This is a genomic window from Thioclava sp. ISO4, from assembly GCF_058105145.1.
Genome location: NZ_CM176571.1, coordinates 1,666,658 through 1,688,122, shown reverse-complemented (window position 1 = coordinate 1,688,122; position 21,465 = coordinate 1,666,658). Strand labels below are relative to the sequence as shown.

Below are 21,465 nucleotides of genomic sequence, written 5' to 3'. Positions count from 1 at the left end.
CGGTCGCTCAGAGTGCGCCGCTCGCTTTCAGTTTCTTGGCCTTGTCGGCGTCATACCACCAGAAATCCAGCTCTCCCAGAGCGTAGGGCGGCAAGTTTTTCGGGTGATCGTACATATCGTAGTAAGCGACCGTATAGGTGGGCTTGAACCATTGCGGCACCCAGAAGCGCAGGGCGCGCAGGCTGCGGTCCAGCGCGTGGACGCGCGGCAGCAGCTCTTCTTCGGTATTCGCCTCTTCGACCATGCGGATCATCTTGTCGATCGCCGGATTCTTCAGCCCCATCGCATTGAACACGTCATCGGTCGAGCCCGAGCCGAAATACTGCTGCAGGTTCGAGCCGGGGATTTCGTCCTGCCCCAGATGGGTGGTGATCATGTCGAAGTCGTGGCTGCGACGGCGGTTCTCATATTCGCTGTCATCGACGCGATCCATTCTGGCGTCGATGCCGAGCGCGCGCAGGTTCTGCACATAAGGGTTGATGACGCGGTCGAAGGTCTGGCTGTCGTTGAGGATCGCGACGGTCAGCTTCTCGCCTTCGGCATTGCGGCGCATCCCGTCATCGCCGACGACCCAGCCCGCCTCTTCCAGCAGCTTCGCCGCCTTGCGCATGTTCTTGCGGTCCAGCTGGCGCTTGCCCGAGACAGGCTGGATCACCGCGTCGTCGGTCAGGATGCCGTCGGGCAGGTCCTTGGCGAGCGGCTCGAGGATCTTCTTTTCCTCCGCCGAGGGCTTGCCCTGCGCCTGCAGCTTGGAATTTTCCCAGAAGCTCTCGACCCGGTCATAGAGCCCGTAGAACAGCGTGTCGTTCGACCATTCGAAATTGAACGCCAGATCGAGCGCCTCGCGCACGCGGAGATCGTCGAATTTCGGCTCGCGCAGGTTGATCGCGAAGCCCTGCCCCGAGGCGATGTTGCCGTTGGGCAGTTCCGCCTTCACGACCTCGCCCGTCTGCATCGCCGGGAAGTCATAGGCGGTGGCCCAGATGATCGAACTGGCCTCATTGCGGAAGGTGTAGGTGCCGGATTTGAAGCCTTCGAAAGCCGATTGGTAATCACCGAAATACTCGACGCGGATCTGGTCGAAGTTGGAGCGCCCCTTGTTGATCGGAAGGTCCTTGCCCCAATAGTCGGGGTTGCGCTTCCAGGTGATCGCGCGATTGCTTTTGACGCTGTCGAACACGTACGGCCCCGAGCCGATGAAGGGCACCGGCGAGGTTTGCGACAGGTCGATATCTTCCTTCTCAAACTGCGCCTTGGAGAAGATCGGCAGCGACGCCACCGATTGGATGATATCGCGGCGCGGGTAATCGGGCTGGAACTCAAAACGGATGTGCTTGTCGTCGATCGCCTCGGCCGATTTGACCTGCTGGGCGATCACCGCGCGGAAGGAGCTCAGACCTTTGTCGCGCAGCTGCTCATAGGAGAAGACCACATCCTGCGCGGTCAGCGGCGTGCCGTCGGAGAATGTGATCCCGTCGCGCAGCGTGAAGACGACCCAATCCTTGCTCGGCGGATATTCGAGGCTCTTGCAGAGCAGGCAATACAGCTCCCCCACCGTGTCTGCGGTGCCCTCCATCAGCGATTCCAGCGGAACCGAGGACAGCGCGGCGGCACGGCCCTGAATCGAATAGGGATTGTAGTTGTCGAACCCGCCCGGCGCCCATTCCGAGATTTCGCCGCCCTTGGGCGCGTCCGGATTGACGTAATCGAGATGGGTGTAATCGGCGGGATATTTCAGATGTCCGAGCGTCGCGATCCCGTAGGAGGTGATCGTGTCGCCGCTTTGCGTGCTGTCTTGTGCATGTGCGCCGAAGGCCAGTCCCGCCCAGATCAGACCCGCTGCAACCAGCCCGCTCAGCGCGCGCGGCGCCATCTGCGTCCAATCCGTATCGATCGCTTTACTCGCCACTCGCGCTTTTGCCATGCACACCTGCTCCCTGCTCCAAAGCGTTTTCGCGTCTGCCTAGCTAAAAGCCTAAGTGCGCAGGGAGCAAGTTACGAATCTGTAAAGCAGGGCGGGAAATGCAAAAGGCCGCCCAAAGAGGCGGCCTTGAGAAGATTCGAGAGATTTTTGCCTCAGTTCGAATGCTCTTGCAGATAGGCGATCACGTCGTTGCGGTCTTCGGGCTTCTTCAGACCGGCAAAGGACATCTTGTTGCCCGGAATGTAGTCCTTCGGGTTCTCCAGCCACGAGTTGAGCGCTTCGAGCGTCCATTCGCCGCCATGGCTCTCGAGGGAGCCCGAGTAGGAGTAATCGCCAACCGAAGCGACCGCGCGACCGACCACGCCGTCGAGATGCGGGCCAACGCCGTTCTTGCCTTCCATCGAGTGGCAGGCCTTGCACTTGCCGAAGATCTTCTCGCCCTTGGCCGCGTCGCCGGTGCCAAGCTCGATCTGTGCGACTTCCTCTTCCTGAGCCGCGCCATCGCCTTCGTCATCTGTCGCCAGCAGATCACCGGGGGCTGCGGACATCATGTCCTTCATCTCGTGCTCGCTGCCACCCGAAGCGTCATGGCTCTCGCCAACGGTGTAGAGCGCGCTCGAGGCCCAGGCCGTGAGCAGGAAGAACAGCAACGCGCCCAGAAACGCGCCCGCCGCCTTGGTAAAGGTCATGGTATTGAACATGTCTCGTCCCTGATATGCGTCGTCGTCCCGCGCATCTATCCGCACAGGGACTTTCAGATCAAGGGAACTTTACCAGATGTGATCGGATTTTCAGAGGGTGGATAATGAATGACGCAGCGTGAGCCTCCCGCGCCCCGGCCCTTCCCTTCCGCGCGGGCACGGGCTAGGCAGGGCGCAAGACAAGATCAGTGCGGGGGATTGCACATGAGCCGCCAAGGACAATCGCCGAAAACCGGTCGGATCGCCTTTCAGGGCGAGCTGGGCGCCTATTCGCATCAGGCCTGCCGCGACGCGCGCCCGGACCTCGAGCCGGTCCCCTGCCGCACCTTCGAGGACGTGATCGCCGCCGTGAAGAAAGGCGATGCCGATCTCGCGATGCTTCCGGTGGAGAATTCGACCTACGGGCGGGTGGCCGACATTCACCGCCTGCTGCCGGAATCGGGGCTGCATATTCTCGATGAGGCCTTCGTGCGCGTGCATATCAGCCTGATGGCCCTGCCCGGCGTCGAGATCGAGGAACTGGAAAAGGTCCGCGCGCATCTGGTGCTTCTGCCGCAGGCGGCAAGCTTCCTGTCGCGCTACGGCATCCGGGGCGAGGCGGCCGCCGACAGCGCGGGCGCGGCAGCCGAACTCGTGCAGGCGCAGACCCGCAGCGTGGGCGTGCTGGCCTCCGACATGGCCGCCGAGACCTATGGCCTGAACATCCTCGCCCGCCATATCGAGGATCACGCGCATAACACCACGCGCTTCCTGATCATGGGCACCGAGCCCGACACCCGCCCGCGCGGCGAGAAGATGATGACCACCTTCGTCTTCCGGGTGCGCAACATCCCGGCCGCGCTCTACAAGGCGATGGGCGGCTTCGCGACCAATGGCGTGAACATGACCAAGCTGGAAAGCTACATGGTCGGCGGGCATTTCACCGCGACCCAGTTCTATGCCGATGTCGAAGGTCACCCGGACGATCCGGCGCTGGCGCGTGCGCTCGAAGAACTCGACTACTTCACCAGCTATCTGGAAATTCTGGGCGTCTATCCGGCCGCCCCCGAACGCGACAGCTAAGGATCAGGGCGTCAGGCGCTTTTCTCGTGCTGACGCTCGATATCCTGGGCGAATTGTTCGATCCGCTCCTTGAAGCGGCGTTCCAGATTGCCCTTGCCGAGCTTGGCCGACTGGATCATCAGCCGCGCGCCGAGACTGCGCGGCCTCAGGTCCAGCCCGACCTGCAGACGCGTGCGGGTCTTCGACAGATCGGTCAGATCGAAATCCATCACCGCCTCGAAACTGTTCGACACGCCCTCGTAGATGATCAGTTCCGGCACCTCGAAATGCTTCACATCGGTGATCATCTGGCGCTGCTTGCCGCGAAAGCGAAAGCCGATATCCCAGGACATGCCCGCGCCGGGTTCGCTCAGCGTATCAAGCCGTTTCAGCGTGATCCCGCGCCGCATCGCCACCCGCTCGAAACTGCCGAAATCCGCGAGCCGCTCGAAGACGAAACCGGCGGGCGCGGAAATATCTGTGCGGGTCGACAATTTCATAAAGCGGAGTCCTCAGGGCAGATCGGAGGCCGGGGAGTGGCGCACCGTGCGCGGCAAACTGGCCTCATTCCAGCCGATCTGCAAGCCACTCGCGCATCAGCCATCCGGCAATCGCGCCGTGGCGTGGCGCAGATATCTCAGGATCGCGCCCCGCCACCACCTGCAGCAGCCGCTCGCGGCTGATCCAGCGCGCATCGGCGATCTCGACCGGGTCGATGGTGATCTCGGTGGTGGTCGCCACGCCGCGACAGCCCAGCATCAGCGACGCCGGGAAGGGCCAGGGCTGCGAGGCCACGAGAGAGACCTCGCCCACCTCGACGCCGCTTTCCTCGAAGACCTCGCGGCGCACCGCGGCCTCCACCGTCTCGCCCGGTTCCATGAACCCCGCGAGGCAGGAATACATCGTCTCGGGCCAATGCGGGCCGCGCCCCAGCAAGAGCCGGTTGCCGTGGGTGATCAGCATGATGACCACCGGATCGGTGCGCGGAAAATGGTGCCGCTCGCAGACCGGGCAGCGCCGATGCCAACCCGCCTGTTCGGGTTCGCTCTCGGCCCCGCAGGTGGAGCAGAAGCGATGCGTCCGGTGCCATTCCACGAGCCCGCGCGCGGTGGCGGCGATCTCCGCCTCGACCGGGCTGAGGAAACCCATCCGACCGCGCAGCTCCGCGAAGACGATATCGTCGGGCAGATCGGGATGGCGCTGCTCGGAGGCGTCGAAGAAGGCGGCCCCGTCGGGTCGTTCGCCCTCGGGCTCGAAGGCAGAGACATCGCGGGAAAACAGAGCACGCCCATCGTGACACCCGAGGAAAATCTCCGGTCCCGGCATCGCCTCGATCGCCGCCTCGCCCGCGCGCAGAAGATGCAGCCCCTCGGGTCCGAACAGCGGACGCCCGCGCCAAAGCGCGACCACCCGCGCAGTTTTGCCTGCGCGCAGCTCCGCGAGCCGTTTTGCATCTCCTCGCAGATGGGCCGCGCGCTCCAACGCGCCCGGCGCTTCGGCGAAGGCCAATCCCCGCGGATCGAGCACCCGTCCTTGAGACAGCCGGGCGGGCTGCGATATCGGCTTTGGCGTCTCGGCGTGGGAATCGGGCGGCATAAAAAACTCCTGCGGATCGCCCTACCCATGCCACGGGCCGCCAGCCGGAGACCAGTGCCGATCAGGTGACGCGCAAGCCAGATTCGCAGCGCCGCCTTACCTCGCAATCTCGTTACGTAAATTTAAAACTTGGCAAACGACCGACCTCTACTCTAGGTTGCGTATGGGGACACGCGACCGCCAAAAGGCGGCATTTCAACGATAAAAGGTCAATTACAGGCCAAGGGGAACTCATGGGGAAACTGTCTGACCAGGATTGGCCCGGCCAGTTTTCGGATCAGCGCGTCACGCTCGCGCTGAGGCTTCTTGAGACGACCGATTTGCATGGTCAAGCTCGGGGCTACGATTACTTCAATGACCGCCCTGCCCCGCGCAGAGGCTTGGCAGCGCTGGCGTCGGAAATTGCTCAAGCGCGTAGCGAGGCCCCGAACTGCCTTCTGTTCGATTGTGGCGATTTTCTTCAGGGCACGCCGTTGACGCAGCTCTGGAGCGAGCCATGCAAGATCGCAGGCTGCCACGACGGCGAAAATCCGATGATCGCGGCGATGAACGCTCTGGGCTACGACGCGGCGGCGCTTGGCAATCATGAGTTCGATTTCGGGATCGGGCCGCTCGTCCAAGCGTTGGAAGCGGCGAGGTTTCCGATGCTCTGCGCCAATCTGCGCGCCTCCATCGGCACGCCGATCCGCCCTTGGGCGATGCTCGAACGCAGCCTGCTCGACAGTCACGGCATCGAGCGGACCCTGCGCATCGCGGTGATCGGCGTGCTGCCGCCCCCCAGCCTCGCCTGGCTCGAGACCCGGCCCGGGGCCGAGCTTTCGACCTCTTCGCTTCTGGAGGCGACGGAGGCTCAGCTGCAACTGATCCGAGCCTCGGGCGCCGATCTTGTGATCGCCCTCGCCCATACCGGGATTTCGCCCCTGCCGCCGGGCGACGAGGCATCGCAAGACCCCGAACACTCTGCCGAACGGGCGGCGCTTGCGGTCGCGCGGCTCGACGGGGTCGATGTCGTGCTGGCCGGGCATGACCATCACGGCTTTCCCGATGCCACACGGCCGGCCTTCGCGGGGATCGACCCCGTTCTCGGTACGCTTCACGGCAAGCCCGCGCTCAATGCCGGCGCGCGCGGAACACATCTGGGAGTGCTCGACCTCGTACTGGAGCAGACGCACGACGGCTGGAGGCTCGCGGCGCATCGGGCGGAACTGCGCCCGGCGCAGCAGGAGACCGGGCCGGACAGCGCGGCGGTGCTTGCCGCCTCCGAGCCTACCCATCGCCGTACGCTCGATCACATCCGTCGCCCCATCGGCACCACTGCGGAGCCGCTGCACAGCTATTTCACGCAGATCGCGCCGGACCGGACGCTCGCGCTGATCAGCGCGGCGAAACAGCGCTTCGCCCGCGAACGGCTCGCCGGTCGCCCCGAGGCGGACTTGCCCCTCCTCGGCGCTGCGTCGAGCTTCAAATCAGGCGGCGCGGCAGGCTCTGCCCATTTCATCGACATCCCCCCCGGCCCGCTGCGGATGAGCCATGTCGACGATATCTACCTGTTCAACAATACGGTCGGCGCGGTGGAGCTGAACGGCGCGGAGCTACGCGACTGGCTCGAGCAGGCAGCCTCGATCTACAACCAGCAGCATCCCGATGGGCAGTTGCGGATGCTCTGCGACCTCACCTTCGCGAGCTACCATTTCGACGTGATCTCGGGGATCACCTACGAGATCGACCTCTCTCAACCCCCGCGTTTCCGCCCCGATGGCAGCCTGCGGCCCGCCGCGCCCGGCCGCATCCACGACCTGCGCCATGAGGGCGCTCTGATCGGCAACACCGACCGATTCATCGTCGTGAGCAATGATTTCCGCCTGTCGGGCGGCGGCGGCTTCAAGCGGCGGGGCCGTCCCGTTCCAATCGATCCGGAGCCGGTGTTGGTGCGCGATCTACTGCTCGAAGAGATCGATGCACAGGTGGGACCGCTGCATCTCGACGCGCCACCGATCTGGCGGTTCTCTCCCCTGCCCGGCGCGCGTGCGCTCTACCATACGGGTCCCGGCGCCGCGGACTATCTCTGCGAACTGGAACAGGCGGGGCTGCACGCGTCTCCCGGACCGGTCGACGCGACCGGGTTTCTGCCCCTCGAGATTTCGCTCTGAGCGCTCGCCGATGCCGCGCCTAATTTTCTTGCATTCTTGCAGCGCCCCGCCCAAAACTTAATCACGGGACCGTGAGCACCCCGCCTGTTCGCATGGCGTGCGCGGTTTGAGTTTACCCCCGCGCGCCGCCGGTCAGGATCGGTGCGAAAACGGATTAACGAAGTGAGGGATATCATGCTGCACATCAAACCGGGGCTTTTCGCGGCGCTCGCGCTCGGCCTCTCGGCCACGCTGGCACAGGCCGAAACCAAGATGCCTTTCGCGCTGGACTGGAAATTCGAAGGCCCCTCGGCGCCCTATTTCCTCGCCGTGGACGAGGGCTATTACGGCGAGGCCGGGCTCGACGTCGAGATCGCAGAGGGCAAGGGCTCGCTCGACGCGATCCCGAAAGTGGCGACCGGCGCCTATCCGGTGGGCTTCGCCGATATCAACTCGCTGATGAAATTCCTCGACCAGAACCCCGGCGCGCCCGTGACCGCGGTGATGATGGTCTATGACAAGCCGCCCTTCGCTGTGGTGGGCCGCAAGTCGCTGGGTGTGAACGAACCGAAAGACCTCGAAGGCAAGGTGCTGGGCGCACCGCCCCCGGATGGTGCCTGGGCGCAATTCCCGATCTTCGCCAAGGAGACCGGCCTCGACATGGACAAGATAAAGGTCGAGCCCGTCGGCTTCCCCACGCGCGAGCCGATGCTGGCCGAGGGCAAGGTCGATGCGGTCACCGGCTTCTCCTTCTCCTCGACGCTCAACCTCAAGCGCCTCGGTGTCGGCATGGATGACCAGTCGATCCTGCTGATGGCTGATTACGGCGTGGCGCTTTACGGCAACGCGATCATCGTCAACACCGATTACGCGAAGGCCCATCCCGAAGAGATCACCGGCTTCATCAAAGCCACCGCCGAGGGTTGGAAGGCCGCCGTGGTCGATCCGGGCAAGGCCGTGGACGCGCTTCTCAAGCGTAACCCCGCCGCCGACAAGGATCTGGAGACCGAGCGTCTGCAGATGGCGATCGATGCCAACGTCCTGACTGATCACGTCAAGGAAAACGGCATGGGCGGGATCGACGCGGACCGTATGGCCACCGCGATCGAGCAGACGAAGACCGTCTACGAGTTCCAGAACACGCCCGACGCGGCGCTCTATTTCGACAGCGAATACCTGCCCGACGCGGCAGAGTTGAAGATCGACTGATCCGTCACCGTCTCGGGGGCGGGCGCTGCAGACGCGCCCGCCCCTTTTCTCTGCCTTCTCGCGCCGGACCCTCATGGAAAACCTCATCGACATTCGCGGCGTGACCCACGCCTATCAAACCAAGCATGGCCCCCTGCCCGTGCTCGACCATCTCGACATCCGCGTGCCGCAGGGCGAGTTCTGCGCCGTGGTCGGCCCTTCGGGCTGCGGGAAATCCACCCTCACCCGTCTGGTGGCGGGGCTGATGAAGCCCGATCAGGGCGAGGTCTGGCTGCATGGCGAGAAGGTCACCAGCCCGCGTAAGACCGTCGGCATGGCCTTTCAGAACCCGGTGATGCTGGAATGGCGCTCGATCATCGAGAACGTGATGCTGCCCTTGGAGATCGTGGCCCCGGGCATGGCGAAATCCGAGAAGGTCGCGCGCGCCGAGCATCTGCTGGAGATGGTGGGCCTGAAGGGGTTCGAGACCAAGCGCCCGTCCGAGCTGTCCGGCGGGATGCGCCAGCGCGCCTCGCTGTGCCGCGCCATCGTGCATAAGCCCGACGTGCTGATCATGGACGAACCCTTCGGCGCGCTCGACAATTTCACCCGCGAGGACCTGTGGCAGACGATGCGCGATCTGCGCGCTGCCGAGCCCTTCACCGCCGTTCTGATCACCCATGACCTGCGCGAGAGCGTCTTCCTCGGCGATCAGGTCATCGTGCTCTCGGGCCGCCCGGCACATACGCAATACGTGCTGGATGTGGACCTGCCGAAGGATCGCACGATCGACATTCTCTACGAGCCGAAAGCCGTCGACATGCTGCATTTGCTGCGTGATCAGATCCGGATCGCTCAGGGCCGCGACGAGGAGATGCACTGATGGACTTCAAGAAAATCCTCACCCCGATCCTGTCGATCATCGCCTTTCTCGCGATCTGGGAATTCATCGTCTGGGCGAATGGCTGGCCGAATTACGTCATGGCCTCGCCCTCGGACCTGCCCGCCGCCTATATGCGCTACTGGAACCTGTTCCTGATCGACAGCTGGCAGACGCTGTGGCGCACCGTGGCGGGGCTTGCGATCTCGATCGTCTTCGGGACGTTCCTCGGGATGGTGATGGGCTTTTCGCGCACCGCGCGCGATGCGCTCTATCCGCTGCTGGTGGGCTTCAACGCGGTGCCGAAAGCGACCGTGGTGCCGGTGCTGGCTCTGCTGTTCATCGGCGCGCATGACTTCAACACCGTGCTGATGGCCTTCATGATCTCCTTCTTTCCGATCGCGGTGTCGGTGGGCATCGGCCTGTCCACGCTCGAGCCCGAATATCGCGATATCCTCGGCGCGCTCGGCGCCTCGAAATTCACCATCTTCCGCAAGATCGCCCTGCCGAAAACGCTGCCCGAGTTCTTCGGCGCGCTGAAGGTCTCGGTGACGCTGGCCTTCATCGGCACCAACCTCGTCGAGATCATCTCGCCCCATGGCAAAGGCCTCGGCGCGCTGTTCCTGTCGGGCCAGACCAACGGGGATTACCCGCTGATGTTCGCGGTGCTAATCGCCTTGGCCTTCCTCGGGATCCTGCTCTACTACGCCGTCGTCGCGCTGGAGAAGATCTTCGCAGGCTGGGCGGAACGGCAACCGGGTTAAGGGGCGCTGCCCCCGCTCGCGTTCCGCGCGCCCCCCGGGATATTTCCGCCAAGCCGAAGGCGCGCAACGAAGTCTTAACGGCAATTGCGTTAACAAGGAATCGCGGAACAGGCGGGGACGCCGATGACCGCCCAAGACGAAACGGCCCGGCTCGCCCGCCCTTCTGCGGATCGAGCCGGGCATTTTTCGTTTTCGGCTTGGGTCAAATATCCCGGGGGGCTGGCGCAGCGAGCGGGGGCAGAGCCCCCTCGATTGGCGCATCCTGAGCCTGCTGGCTTGCTGCCCTCTTGCCTCACCAGGTGCTTGCAACGCGGCTCGGCACCGCCTGCCGAAACGTCAGGCAGGAATTTTCCCCTTTGCGCAAAATTTCCTCTTGCAGCCTACGCCGCTATCCCCTAAATCCGCCTCCACCGAACCGGCGCGGGCGTAGCTCAGGGGTAGAGCATAACCTTGCCAAGGTTAGGGTCGGGCGTTCGAATCGCCTCGCCCGCTCCAGTTCGGTCAAATACCCAAGGATGCGGGCGTAGCTCAGGGGTAGAGCATAACCTTGCCAAGGTTAGGGTCGGGCGTTCGAATCGCCTCGCCCGCTCCAATACAAAAAAGCCTCCCTTCGGGGAGGCTTTTGTTTTTCCGCCCCACTGCCCGTCAATCGACATGCCCCCGCTTGAGCGCGCCCCCTGCCCCGGCCTATAAGGCGGTGAGTTTCAAGGAGGCGCCCCATGCGCAAGGCCACCATCAGCCGCAAGACCGCCGAGACCGAGATCAGCGTCGAGATCGATCTCGATGGCACCGGTCAGTATGACAACAAGACGGGCGTGGGCTTTTTCGACCACATGCTCGATCAGCTCGCGCGGCATTCGCTGATCGACATGACCGTGCGCGCGAAGGGCGATCTGCATATCGACGATCACCACACGGTCGAGGATACCGGCATCGCGCTGGGTCAGGCGCTGGTGCAGGCGCTTGGCGACAAGCGCGGCATCCGCCGTTACGGCCATTTCGCGCTGGCGATGGATGACACGCAGGTTTCCTGCGCGCTGGACCTGTCCGCGCGCCCCTTCTTCGTGTGGAATTGCGACATGCCCACCGACAAGATCGGCACGTTCGACACCGAACTGGTGCGCGAGTTCTTCCAGGCGCTCGCCACCCATGGCGGGATCACGCTGCATATCGACCGCGTGCATGGCTTCAACAGCCACCACATCGCCGAGGCCGCGTTCAAATCGGTCGCCCGCGCGCTGCGCATGGCGGTCGAGACCGATCCGCGCATGGGTGGCGTGCTGCCCTCGACCAAAGGGGCGCTTTGATGCTCACAGCACTGGTCGATTACGATTCGGGCAACCTGCACTCGGCCGAGAAGGCGTTTCAGCGCATGGCGAACGAGACCGGTCACGGCACGATCGTCGTGACCTCGGAGCCCGACGTCGTCGCGCGCGCCGACCGGATCGTGCTGCCGGGCGACGGGGCGTTTCCGTCCTGCAGCGCGGCGCTCTATCGCTTCGAGGGGCTGGCGCAAGCGATCGAGGAGGCGGTGACCGTGAAGGGCCGCCCCTTCCTCGGGATCTGCATCGGCATGCAGATGCTGGCGACGCGCGGGCTCGAGTTCCGCGAGACCGAGGGCTTCGGCTGGATCCCCGGCGAGGTGGTGAAGATCGAGCCTGCCGATCCGTCGATGAAGGTCCCGCATATGGGCTGGAACGATCTGGTGGTCGACAACGATCACGCCGTGCTCGACGGGATTTCGACCGGCGATCACGCCTACTTCGTGCATAGCTACCACTTCAAGGTGGCCGAGCCGCAGCACCGTCTGGCCTATGCCGAATACGGGGCCGAGATCACCGCGATCGTGGGGCGCGACAATATCGTGGGCACGCAGTTCCATCCCGAGAAATCTCAGGCGACCGGTCTGCGGCTGATCGCGAATTTCCTCGGCTGGAAACCCTGATGGCGCCCAAGGCGGTTCTGTCGTGGTCCTCGGGCAAGGATTGCGCGATGGCGCTGCATGCTTGCCGGACCGAGGGCCACGCGGATGTCGTGGCGCTGCTGTCGACGACCAACGAGGCTTTCGACCGGGTGGCGATGCACGGCACGCGCAATGAGCTGCTGCGCCGTCAGGCGAAGGCCGCGGGCCTGCCGCTGATCGAGGTGCCGCTGCCCTGGCCCTGCTCGAACGCGGATTACGAGGCGCGGATGGCCTCTGCCATGGATCAGGTGAAGGCGCTTGGCGTCGAGACGATGGTCTTTGGTGATCTCTTCCTCGAAGACGTGCGCGATTACCGGATCGAGAAGCTGAAGCCGCTGGGTGTCGAAGCGCTCTTCCCGCTATGGCAGCGGCCTACGGATCAGCTGGCGCGCGAGATGATCGCGGCGGGGTTCGTCACGCATCTGGTGACGGTGGATCCGAGCAAGCTCGATCCCAGCTTCGCGGGGCGACGTTTCGATGAAAGCCTGCTGGCCGATCTGCCCGAAGGCGTCGATCCCTGCGGCGAGAATGGCGAGTTTCACACCGCCGTCAGTGCGGGCCCGATTTTCGACGCGCCGATCCCGGTGCGGGTGGGCGAGACGGTGATGCGCGACGGGTTCGCCTACGCCGATCTGATCCCCGAGTAAGTCCGGCGAGAAACCCCGGCCCGCCGCGTCATCGCAGGGGCCGGGGATTACATCACTTCACGCGCTGCCAGTCCTGCGACTTGCAGAACAGGCCGCCCGCCACGCAACCGGCCAGCGCCATCGCATTGCCGTTCACGGTGACCTTGCCGAGGTAGATCTTGTTGTTGGACGGGCGCCAGACCTTGCCCTGGTACTTGTTGTTGCCCTTCGGCTCCATCCCGATCACGAGCTGCTTGCCAAGGTTCTCCGACTTGTATTCGCCGCCATCCTTGAAGGTCTTCACGATAGTGCCGCAGAATTTCGCCCCGCAGGGCGCGATGTCCACATAGGCATAGGAGCCGTCATCGGGCTGCGTCTTCCAGGTGCCCTCGATCGGGTCGGCAAGCGCCGCGCCTGCGCCCAGTGCCAAAGTCGCGGCGGCGATCATCAAAGTCTTCATGGCGAATTTCCTCCCTTTTGCCTGCTGGCCGCATCAGGCCATGCAAGAGCGATTCCCGGCAAGACTGACGTGACGTCCGCGTCAGGCTTGGAAAATCCGCGAACCCGTGGCAAGAGGCATCGCGACAGTTCAGGAGTGCCCACAGATGATCCTCTACCCCGCAATCGACCTCAAGGATGGCCAATGCGTGCGTCTGCTGCATGGCGAGATGGACAAGGCCACGGTCTTCGGCGACGACCCGGCAGCGCAGGCGGCCAAGTTCGAGGCGGCTGGCTGCGAATGGGTGCATCTGGTGGACCTCAACGGCGCCTTCGCGGGCGAGCCGGTGAACGCCGCCGCCGTCGAGGCGATCCTGTCGCGCATCAAGGTGCCCGCTCAGCTGGGCGGCGGCATCCGCGACATGGCGACGATCGAGCGCTGGCTGGACAAAGGGCTGGCGCGGGTGATCCTCGGCACCGTCGCGGTCGAGAACCCCGATCTAGTGCGTGAGGCGGCGAAAGCCTTCCCCGGACAGGTCGCCGTCGGGATCGACGCGCGTAACGGCAAGGTCGCGACCAAGGGCTGGGCGGAAGAGACCGATGTGATGGTCACCGATCTGGCGAAATCCTTCGAGGACGCAGGCGTCGCCGCGATCATCTACACCGACATCATGCGCGACGGCGCGATGGGCGGGCCGAATATCGCCGCGACCGAGGCACTGGCCCGCGCGGTCGAAATCCCGGTGATCGCGAGCGGTGGCGTCTCGTCGCTGCCCGACCTGATCTCTCTGCGCGACACGGGCGTGATCGCGGGCGCGATCTCGGGGCGGGCGATCTATGACGGGGCGCTCGATCTGACCGAGGCTCTGGCGGCCCTGCGCGCCTGACACAACGCTGAGGAAATCCACCGCAAGTGACACAAATCATTGCGTCATGTGAATTTCCGCGTGAGGGTCAACCCAGCGTTAACACCAAGTGTGGAGGGTGCCATGAAACGCATGATGACGATTGCCGCGGTGACCGCTTGCCTCGCAAGCGCAGCTGTGGCGAATGATACCAAGGGCTTTGTGGGTCTGAACTGGACGTTCGGCCCGGGCGCGAGCGGCCTCGAAGGGGTGTTCGGCGCGATGAATTACGACCTCGATCCGAATGGCGACATCAACGGGGCGAAGCTTTCACTGCATCTCGGCATGGGTCCAGGGCCGGTTCAGGGCAAGATCAAGCTGACGGGGGTCGCCGGTCAGGACAATGCCATGGCGGAACTGGGCATGGGCTATGGTAGCCGCGGCTGGTTCGGCACGGGCGGGCTGATGGGCGAACATTGGACCGTCGGCGGCGATCTGTTCTTCCAGGGCGGCTGGGAAGGCTTCGGCGGCATTCACAGCCTGCAGTTCGACCGGCCGAAAGCGCCGGCATCGGCACCGCTTCCGCCGGCCAATTAAGCCGTCATCGGCTCAACAGGCCCGAACTGACGATCAAGGGCGGCTTCGGTCGCCCTTTTTCCTTAGCTCAGGCGCCCACCGATTTGCGCACCATATCCCAGTAGATATCGGCGACGGTGGCGCGGCTCAGACGTCCGCCTTCGCGGAACCACGTATTCACACCCGTCAGCATCGCGATGATCGCCATCGTCGCGAGCTTGGTATCGGGGATCAGGAAGACGCCTTCGTCCTGCCCCGCCTTCAGGATCGCTTCCAGCTCGGTCTCGTAGGTCTTGCGCAGCCCCTCGATCACCGCGAAATTCTCCGGGCTGAGGTTGCGCAGCTCCATGTAGCTGAGGAACACCGCCTCCGCCCGTTCGAGGTTGAAGCGAATGTGGAACCGCACGAAACGCTCCAGCCGTGCATGGGCGTCGCCCCCGCCGGGCTCGGCGTGCCACGCGGCGATCAGCTCGTCCATATGGGTCTTCAGCAGGTCGAACAGCAGCGCCTCTTTGTCGGGCGTATAGAGGTAGAGAGCCCCCGCCTGCACCCCCACCGCGCCTGCGATCTGGCGCATCGAGACAGCGGCGAACCCGTGCCGCGCAAAGAGCCTTTGCGCCTCGGCGCGGATCTTCGGGCCGGTAATCTCGGAATGGGAGCCAGTCTTGCGTGCCATGATACCGACGCTAACTGAACGGGCGTTCATTATCAAACCCGATTTGCGGCGCAATCGGCACTGGCAATGGGGCCGTGGGCGCAATAGTTTGCCCCTGTCCCGAGAGGAGAGACCATGCGCACGCCTGCCCTGATCGCCCTGTTTGCCTTGCTGGCTTCGCTCGCCGCCTGCTCGAAGCAGTCGATGGAGGGCTATCCGACGCTGCTGCCGATGGACGAGATCCTGACCGATCAGCCGCTCACCCCCGATCCGGCCCCCGAGCTGGAGGCGCGCGCCGATGCGTTGCGCACCCGCGCAGACGCGATGCGCAGCCAATAAAATCTCGCCATCGAGCGGTTGAAGCCGCACGCCGCGTTGCCCTGCCTGCGCTTTCCCGCTAACAGGGCGCAAACCACCCAGTTTCTCTCATGAGGTCCCTATGTCCGCCGTCTCAGATACCGCACCCTTGCGTCTTGGCATCGCGGGTCTCGGCACCGTGGGCATCGGTGTGGTGAAGATCGTGCAACGCCATGCCGATCTGCTGGCGGCCCGCGCGGGCCGTCCGGTCGAAATCACCGCCGTCTCGGCACGCGACCGCACCAAGAACCGCGATGCGGACCTGTCGAGCTATGCATGGGAAGACGATGCGGTGACGCTCGCGCAGCGTGACGATATCGACGTCTTCGTCGAACTGATGGGCGGCCATGAAGGTCCCGCCAAGGACGCCACCGAAGCCGCGCTGAAAGCGGGCAAGGACGTGGTGACCGCGAACAAGGCGCTGCTCGCGCATCACGGTCAGGCGCTGGCGGAACTCGCCGAAAGCCTCGGCCGCACGATCCGCTACGAGGCTGCCGTCGCGGGCGGCATCCCGGTCATCAAGACGCTGACCGAAGGGCTTGCCGGCAACGGCATCCGCCGCGTGATGGGCGTGATGAACGGCACCTGCAACTACATCCTCACGCGGATGGAAGATGCGGGCCTGCCCTATGACACGGTGTTCGAGGAGGCGCGCGCGCTTGGCTATCTCGAGGCCGATCCGAACCTCGACGTGGGCGGGATCGACGCGGGCCACAAGCTCGCCATCCTCGCTTCCATCGCCTTCGGCACGCAGGTCGCTTTCGACGATGTGACGCTGGAAGGGATCGGGCGCATCTCGATCGACGATATCCGCCGCGCGGGCGATATGGGCTACAAGATCAAGCTCCTGGGCGTTGCGCAGATGACCGGCCGTGGGCTGGAGCAGCGGATGACGCCGTGCCTCGTGCCCGCCACCTCGCCGCTGGGTCAGCTGACCGGCGGCACCAACATGACCGTTCTGGAAGGCGACTCGGTCGGCCAGATCGTGCTGCGGGGCGCAGGCGCGGGCGAAGGCCCGACCGCGAGCGCCGTGATGGGCGATGTGATGGACCTCGCACGCGGGTTGCGGCTGCCGGTCTTCGGCCAGCCCGCCGACAAGCTCGAGGCCCCCACCCCCGCCGTCACCGCGATCCCCGCGCCCTATTACCTGCGCCTGCAGCTGTCGGACAAACCCGGCGCGCTGGCGAAGGTCGCGACCGTTCTCGGCGAGGCGGGCGTCTCGATCAGCCGGATGCGCCAATACGGCCATGCCGACACCTCGGCCCCGGTGCTGATCGTCACCCACAAGACGACGCGCGACGCGATCGACGCCGCGATCGACGCCCTGCCCGCGACCCGCGTGGTCGAGGGCGAGCCGATCGCGATCCGCATCGAAGAGGTCTGAGCCGATGGGGATGCTGAGCCATGTCTCGTTGGGCATCTCCGATCTCGACCGGGCGCTGAATTTCTACGCCCCGCTGATGGAGCGGCTCGGTCTGGCGCTGCGCTTTTCCGAGCCCGCCAAACAGTGGGCAGGCTGGACCTCCGAGGATGGCAGCCGCCCGATCTTCTTTGTCACCCGCCCCTTCAACGGCGACGCCCCCGCCCCCGGCAACGGTCCGATGGTCGGTTTCAATGCGCCCGACCGTGCGACGGTCGATGCGGTACACGCCCTCGCGCTGAAACTGGGCGGCACCGATGAGGGCCCGCCGGGGCTGCGCCCGCACTATCACGCCGATTATTACGGCGCCTATTTTCGCGACCCGGATGGCAACAAGCTCTGCATTGCGTGCCATTTTTCACCGCAATAGCGGCTGGCCCCTCCTGTTAGCGTTCACGGGGTTGCCCTTCGCGCCCCCACAGGCTTTACCTATGCGCGGCCCACAACGCCTAGGCAGACAGGAAGACCCAAATGACCCCTCCGAGTGATTTCAACGACCGCATGCTTTCGCTGGGCCTCGCCCGCGTGTCGGAAGCGGCTGCTCATGCCTCCGCCGACCTGATCGGTCGCGGCGACGAGAAGGCTGCCGACCAGGCGGCGGTGAACGCGATGCGCGATCAGCTCAACAAGCTGGAAATTCGCGGCACCGTGGTCATCGGGGAAGGCGAGCGCGACGAGGCGCCGATGCTCTTCATCGGCGAGGAAGTCGGTCAGGGCGTCGGCCCGGAAGTGGATATCGCGCTCGACCCGCTGGAAGGCACCACGCTGACCGCGAAGGACATGCCCAACGCGCTGACCGTGATCGCGATGGCGCCGCGCGGCACGATGCTGCACGCGCCCGATGTCTACATGGACAAGCTGGCCATCGGCCCGGGCTACGAGAAAGACGTGGTCTCGCTCGACATGACCCCGACCGAGCGCGTTCAGGCGCTGGCCAAGGCGCAAGGCGTCGAGACCAAGGACATCGCGGTCTGCATCCTCGACCGTCCGCGCCATGAGGACATGATCGCCGAGGTCCGCGAGACCGGTGCGAAGATCCGCCTGATCACCGATGGCGACGTGGCGGGCGTTATCCACTGCGCCGAGCCCGATTTCACCGGCATCGACATGTATATGGGCTCGGGCGGCGCGCCGGAGGGCGTGCTGGCGGCCTCGGCGCTGAAATGCATGGGCGGCCAGATGTGGGGCAAGCTGTTGTTCCGCAACGACGACGAGCGTGGCCGTGCGAAGAAGGCAGGCATCACCGATCTCGACAAGGTCTATGCGCGCGACGACATGGTGCGCTCGGACGTGATCTTCGCCGCGACGGGCGTGACCGACGGCTCGATCGTGAAGGGCGTGAAGCGCGAGCCGACCTATATCGAATCCGAGACGATGCTGATGCGGTCGAAAACCGGCTCGCTGCGCCGCGTGATCTACCGCAACCCGGTGAAGTAACCGGCGCGTCTGGATATTTTTATCGAGAAGAAGAGAAAGGCCGGAGCGCGATGCTCCGGCCTTTCTTGATTCTGGCTGGCGGTTACTCTGCCGCGTCGGCGTAGCTCTCGACCGGCGGACAGGTGCAAATCAGGTTGCGGTCGCCGAAGACGTTGTCGACCCGGCCCACGGGCGGCCAGTATTTGTCGACGCGGAAGGCGCCTGCCGGGAAACAGCCCTGCTCGCGGGTATATTTCCGGTCCCAATCGGCCACGAGGTCTTCGACCGTATGCGGCGCATGGCGCAGCGGGCTGTCCTCGGGGGTGATCTCGCCCGCCTCGATGTCGCGGATCTCGTCGCGGATCGACAGCATCGCGGTGATGAAGCGGTCGATCTCGGCCTTGGTCTCGGATTCGGTGGGCTCCACCATCAGCGTGCCGGCGACCGGCCAGCTCATCGTCGGCGCATGGAAGCCGTTATCCATCAGGCGCTTGGCGATGTCGTCCACCGTCACGCCCACCTCCGCGAAGGGCCGCGTGTCGATGATGCACTCATGCGCGACACGTCCCCGGTTGCCCATGAAGAGGATCGGGTAGCCCTCTTTCAGCTTCGCGGCGATGTAGTTCGCAGCGAGGATCGCGACGCGGGTCGCCTGCGTCAGGCCCGGCCCGCCCATCATCAGGATATAGGCCCAGGAGATCAGCAGGATCGAGGCCGAGCCGTAGGGTGCGGCACTCACCGGCCCCTCGTCTCCGCCGGTCTCCGGGTGGCCCGGAAGGAAGGGCGCGAGGTGCGACTTCACCCCGATCGGCCCCATGCCGGGACCACCGCCGCCATGCGGGATCGCGAAGGTCTTGTGCAGGTTGAGGTGGCTCACATCCGAGCCGATCTCGCCCGGCTTCACCAGCCCCACCAGCGCGTTGAGGTTGGCGCCGTCGAGATAGACCTGACCGCCATATTCGTGGGTGATGTCGCAGATGCGCTTCACCGTCTCCTCGAACACGCCATGGGTCGAGGGATAGGTGATCATGCAGGCCGCGAGCTTGTCGCCCGCCTCCGCCGCCTTGGCCTCGAAATCCTCCAGATCCACGTCGCCATTGGGCGCGGAATTCACCACGACGACCTTCATCCCCGCCATATGCGCCGAGGCCGGGTTCGTGCCGTGCGCCGACATCGGGATCAGGCAGACATCGCGCTGATCGTCGCCATTGGCGCGGTGATAGGCGGCGATGGTCAACAGCCCCGCATATTCCCCCTGCGCGCCCGAATTGGGCTGCATGGAGAACGCGTCATAGCCGGTGATCTCGCAAAGCTTCGCGGTCAGATCGTCGATCATCTCCGCATAGCCCTGCGCCTGATCGAGCGGTACGAACGGGTGCAGCGAGCCGAATTCCGGCCAGGTCAGCGGCATCATCTCGGCGGCTGCGTTCAGCTTCATCGTGCAGGACCCGAGCGGGATCATCGCGCGGTCGAGCGCGAGGTCACGATCCGACAGACGGCGCATGTAGCGCATCATCTCGGATTCCGCGCGGTTCATGTGGAAGACCGGATGGGTGAGGTAGTCGCTCTCGCGCAGCAGCGCATCCGGCACCGCCGGTTGTTTGGCCTCGGGCGCGGGTTCGGTGATCCCGAACGCATCGAGCACCTTGGCGACAACGCCCGGATCGCTGGTCTCGTCGAGCGAAATCCCGACCCGGTCGCGGCCCACCTTACGCAGGTTGATCCCGCGATGACGGGCGGCGGCGAGGATGCCCTGCTGGCCCACACCCACCTCGACGGTGATCGTGTCGTAGAAATTCGCAGGCTCCACCAAGGCACCGGCCGCTTTCAAAGCCTCGGCCAGTTGCACGGTCAGCAGGTGCACGCGTTCCGAGATCGCGCGCAGCCCGACGGGGCCGTGGAAGACCGCGTAGAAGCTCGCCATGACGGCCAGAAGCGCCTGCGCGGTGCAGACATTCGAGGTCGCCTTCTCGCGGCGGATATGCTGCTCGCGGGTCTGCAGGCTCAGGCGATAGGCACGGTTGCCGTGGCTGTCGATCGACACACCGACGATCCGGCCCGGCATCGCGCGCTTCATCTTGTCGGTGGAGGACATGAAGGCCGCATGCGGGCCGCCATAGCCCATCGGCACGCCAAACCGCTGCGCGGAGCCCACCGCGATATCGGCACCCATCGCGCCCGGCTCCTTGAGCAGGCACAGCGCCAGCAGATCGGTCGCGACCACGGCCACGGCTTTCGCGGCATGGAGCGCCTCGCATTCGGCGGTGAAGTCGCGGACATGGCCATAGGTGCCCGGATATTGGAAGATCGCGCCGAAGACCTTATCCGCCTCCAGCGCCTCGGGCGCGCCCACGATCACCTCGATCCCGAGCGGCTCGGCGCGGGTCTGGATCACGCCGATGGTCTGCGGGTGGCAGTTCTCGTCGACGAAGAAGGCACTGGCCTTCGATTTCGACACGCGCTGCGCCATCGCCATGGCTTCCGCCGCCGCCGTCGCCTCGTCCAGAAGCGAGGCATTGGCGACAGGCAGGCCGGTCAGGTCCGACACCATCGTCTGGAAGTTCAGAAGCGCTTCAAGACGGCCCTGCGCGATCTCGGGCTGATAAGGCGTGTAGGCCGTATACCAGGCCGGGTTCTCGAGGATGTTGCGCTGAATCGCGGGCGGCGTGACGGTGCCGTAATAGCCCTGGCCGATCAGGCTGGTCATCACGCGGTTCTTCTTCGCGACGCCTTCCATCTTCTGCAGGAGGCCGTATTCGGTCAGCGGCGCCCAGCCCAGCGGCTCGGCCTGACGGATGCTTTTCGGCACCGTCTCGGCGATCAGCGCGTCGAGGTCCGGCGCCCCCACGGCCTTGAGCATCTCCTCCATCTCGGCCGGTGAGGGTCCGATATGGCGGCGATTGGCGAAATCGTAACTGTCGTAAGTCGTGGGGGTGAAGGTCATGG

The 21,465-nt window shown here is 64.8% G+C and carries 21 protein-coding genes and 2 tRNA genes; 16 read left to right on the top strand and 7 right to left on the bottom strand.

Annotated features, from left to right (window positions below; all coding sequences use genetic code 11):
* Nucleotides 1-7: 7 nt before the first annotated feature.
* Both AC2TZ7_RS08555 and AC2TZ7_RS08550 read right to left on the bottom strand, forming a co-directional pair.
* Nucleotides 8-1,873 carry an extracellular solute-binding protein gene (locus tag AC2TZ7_RS08555; protein WP_489866798.1) on the bottom strand — a complete coding sequence of 622 codons (1,866 nt, stop codon included), beginning with the start codon at nt 1,871-1,873 and terminating at the stop codon, nt 8-10.
* Between the two features lie 203 nt (nt 1,874-2,076).
* Nucleotides 2,077-2,625, bottom strand: coding sequence for a c-type cytochrome (locus AC2TZ7_RS08550; RefSeq protein WP_489866581.1), 549 nt, complete (start codon nt 2,623-2,625; stop codon nt 2,077-2,079).
* 204 nt (nt 2,626-2,829) lie between these two features.
* Here AC2TZ7_RS08550 and AC2TZ7_RS08545 point away from each other — a divergent pair, with 204 nt between their 5' ends.
* Nucleotides 2,830-3,687, top strand: a complete 858-nt coding sequence (locus AC2TZ7_RS08545) for a prephenate dehydratase (RefSeq protein ID WP_078519578.1) — start codon at nt 2,830-2,832, stop codon at nt 3,685-3,687.
* Between the two features lie 11 nt (nt 3,688-3,698).
* On the opposite strand, the gene AC2TZ7_RS08540 is transcribed toward AC2TZ7_RS08545, so the two are convergent.
* Both AC2TZ7_RS08540 and nudC read right to left on the bottom strand, forming a co-directional pair.
* Nucleotides 3,699-4,166: an SRPBCC family protein gene (locus tag AC2TZ7_RS08540; RefSeq protein ID WP_098410420.1), complete on the bottom strand. Its 468-nt coding sequence runs from the start codon at nt 4,164-4,166 to the stop codon at nt 3,699-3,701.
* Between the two features lie 64 nt (nt 4,167-4,230).
* A complete protein-coding gene (gene nudC / locus AC2TZ7_RS08535; protein WP_489866580.1) occupies nt 4,231-5,262 on the bottom strand; it encodes an NAD(+) diphosphatase in 1,032 nt (343 codons plus the stop codon).
* 233 nt (nt 5,263-5,495) lie between these two features.
* Between nudC and AC2TZ7_RS08530 the strand changes: the two genes are divergently transcribed.
* The 9 genes from AC2TZ7_RS08530 to AC2TZ7_RS08490 all read left to right on the top strand — a co-directional run bounded on the left by AC2TZ7_RS08530 (nt 5,496) and on the right by AC2TZ7_RS08490 (nt 12,833).
* On the top strand, nt 5,496-7,412 hold the full coding sequence (locus tag AC2TZ7_RS08530) for a 5'-nucleotidase C-terminal domain-containing protein (protein ID WP_489866579.1): 1,917 nt from the start codon (nt 5,496-5,498) through the stop codon (nt 7,410-7,412).
* Nucleotides 7,413-7,586: 174 nt separating this feature from the next.
* Entirely contained in the window at nt 7,587-8,600 is a 1,014-nt protein-coding gene (locus AC2TZ7_RS08525; protein ID WP_489866578.1) for an ABC transporter substrate-binding protein, read from the top strand.
* A gap of 73 nt (nt 8,601-8,673) precedes the next feature.
* Nucleotides 8,674-9,462, top strand: a complete 789-nt coding sequence (locus AC2TZ7_RS08520) for an ABC transporter ATP-binding protein (protein WP_078546376.1) — start codon at nt 8,674-8,676, stop codon at nt 9,460-9,462.
* Nucleotides 9,462-10,223 carry an ABC transporter permease gene (locus AC2TZ7_RS08515; RefSeq protein WP_078519584.1) on the top strand — a complete coding sequence of 254 codons (762 nt, stop codon included), beginning with the start codon at nt 9,462-9,464 and terminating at the stop codon, nt 10,221-10,223. The genes AC2TZ7_RS08520 and AC2TZ7_RS08515 overlap by 1 nt, the downstream gene beginning before the upstream one ends.
* A gap of 420 nt (nt 10,224-10,643) precedes the next feature.
* Nucleotides 10,644-10,718, top strand: a tRNA-Gly gene (locus AC2TZ7_RS08510).
* A 22-nt stretch (nt 10,719-10,740) separates the two neighbouring features.
* A tRNA-Gly gene (locus AC2TZ7_RS08505) sits at nt 10,741-10,815 on the top strand.
* Between the two features lie 127 nt (nt 10,816-10,942).
* Complete coding sequence (hisB, locus tag AC2TZ7_RS08500; protein WP_489866577.1) at nt 10,943-11,530, top strand: imidazoleglycerol-phosphate dehydratase HisB; 588 nt, start codon at nt 10,943-10,945, stop codon at nt 11,528-11,530.
* Nucleotides 11,530-12,168, top strand: coding sequence for an imidazole glycerol phosphate synthase subunit HisH (gene hisH / locus AC2TZ7_RS08495; RefSeq protein WP_489866576.1), 639 nt, complete (start codon nt 11,530-11,532; stop codon nt 12,166-12,168). Before hisB ends, hisH begins: the two co-directional genes overlap by 1 nt.
* On the top strand, nt 12,168-12,833 hold the full coding sequence (locus AC2TZ7_RS08490) for a Dph6-related ATP pyrophosphatase (RefSeq protein WP_489866575.1): 666 nt from the start codon (nt 12,168-12,170) through the stop codon (nt 12,831-12,833). The genes hisH and AC2TZ7_RS08490 overlap by 1 nt, the downstream gene beginning before the upstream one ends.
* A 52-nt stretch (nt 12,834-12,885) precedes the next feature.
* On the opposite strand, the gene AC2TZ7_RS08485 is transcribed toward AC2TZ7_RS08490, so the two are convergent.
* The gene (locus AC2TZ7_RS08485; protein WP_098410354.1) at nt 12,886-13,272 is read right to left on the bottom strand and encodes a DUF2147 domain-containing protein; all 387 of its coding nucleotides are present in this window, start codon (nt 13,270-13,272) and stop codon (nt 12,886-12,888) included.
* 145 nt (nt 13,273-13,417) lie between these two features.
* On the opposite strand from AC2TZ7_RS08485, the gene hisA reads away from it, so the two are divergent.
* Both hisA and AC2TZ7_RS08475 read left to right on the top strand, forming a co-directional pair.
* Nucleotides 13,418-14,137: a 1-(5-phosphoribosyl)-5-[(5-phosphoribosylamino)methylideneamino]imidazole-4-carboxamide isomerase gene (gene hisA / locus AC2TZ7_RS08480; RefSeq protein WP_489866574.1), complete on the top strand. Its 720-nt coding sequence runs from the start codon at nt 13,418-13,420 to the stop codon at nt 14,135-14,137.
* A gap of 102 nt (nt 14,138-14,239) precedes the next feature.
* Nucleotides 14,240-14,692: a hypothetical protein gene (locus AC2TZ7_RS08475; protein WP_489866573.1), complete on the top strand. Its 453-nt coding sequence runs from the start codon at nt 14,240-14,242 to the stop codon at nt 14,690-14,692.
* A gap of 67 nt (nt 14,693-14,759) precedes the next feature.
* Here the strand turns inward: AC2TZ7_RS08475 and AC2TZ7_RS08470 are convergent, their stop codons facing one another.
* Nucleotides 14,760-15,347, bottom strand: coding sequence for a TetR/AcrR family transcriptional regulator (locus tag AC2TZ7_RS08470; RefSeq protein WP_078539730.1), 588 nt, complete (start codon nt 15,345-15,347; stop codon nt 14,760-14,762).
* Nucleotides 15,348-15,461: 114 nt separating this feature from the next.
* Here AC2TZ7_RS08470 and AC2TZ7_RS08465 point away from each other — a divergent pair, with 114 nt between their 5' ends.
* The 4 genes from AC2TZ7_RS08465 (at nt 15,462) to glpX (ending at nt 18,540) form a co-directional block, all read left to right on the top strand.
* On the top strand, nt 15,462-15,665 hold the full coding sequence (locus AC2TZ7_RS08465) for a hypothetical protein (RefSeq protein WP_489866572.1): 204 nt from the start codon (nt 15,462-15,464) through the stop codon (nt 15,663-15,665).
* A 100-nt stretch (nt 15,666-15,765) separates the two neighbouring features.
* Nucleotides 15,766-17,067, top strand: a complete 1,302-nt coding sequence (locus AC2TZ7_RS08460; RefSeq protein WP_489866571.1) for a homoserine dehydrogenase — start codon at nt 15,766-15,768, stop codon at nt 17,065-17,067.
* 4 nt (nt 17,068-17,071) lie between these two features.
* Nucleotides 17,072-17,473, top strand: a complete 402-nt coding sequence (locus tag AC2TZ7_RS08455) for a VOC family protein (RefSeq protein ID WP_489866570.1) — start codon at nt 17,072-17,074, stop codon at nt 17,471-17,473.
* A gap of 101 nt (nt 17,474-17,574) precedes the next feature.
* Complete coding sequence (gene glpX, locus AC2TZ7_RS08450; protein WP_098410349.1) at nt 17,575-18,540, top strand: class II fructose-bisphosphatase; 966 nt, start codon at nt 17,575-17,577, stop codon at nt 18,538-18,540.
* An 82-nt stretch (nt 18,541-18,622) separates the two neighbouring features.
* On the opposite strand, the gene gcvP is transcribed toward glpX, so the two are convergent.
* Entirely contained in the window at nt 18,623-21,463 is a 2,841-nt protein-coding gene (gene gcvP, locus AC2TZ7_RS08445; protein ID WP_489866569.1) for an aminomethyl-transferring glycine dehydrogenase, read from the bottom strand.
* Nucleotides 21,464-21,465 lie beyond the last annotated feature (2 nt).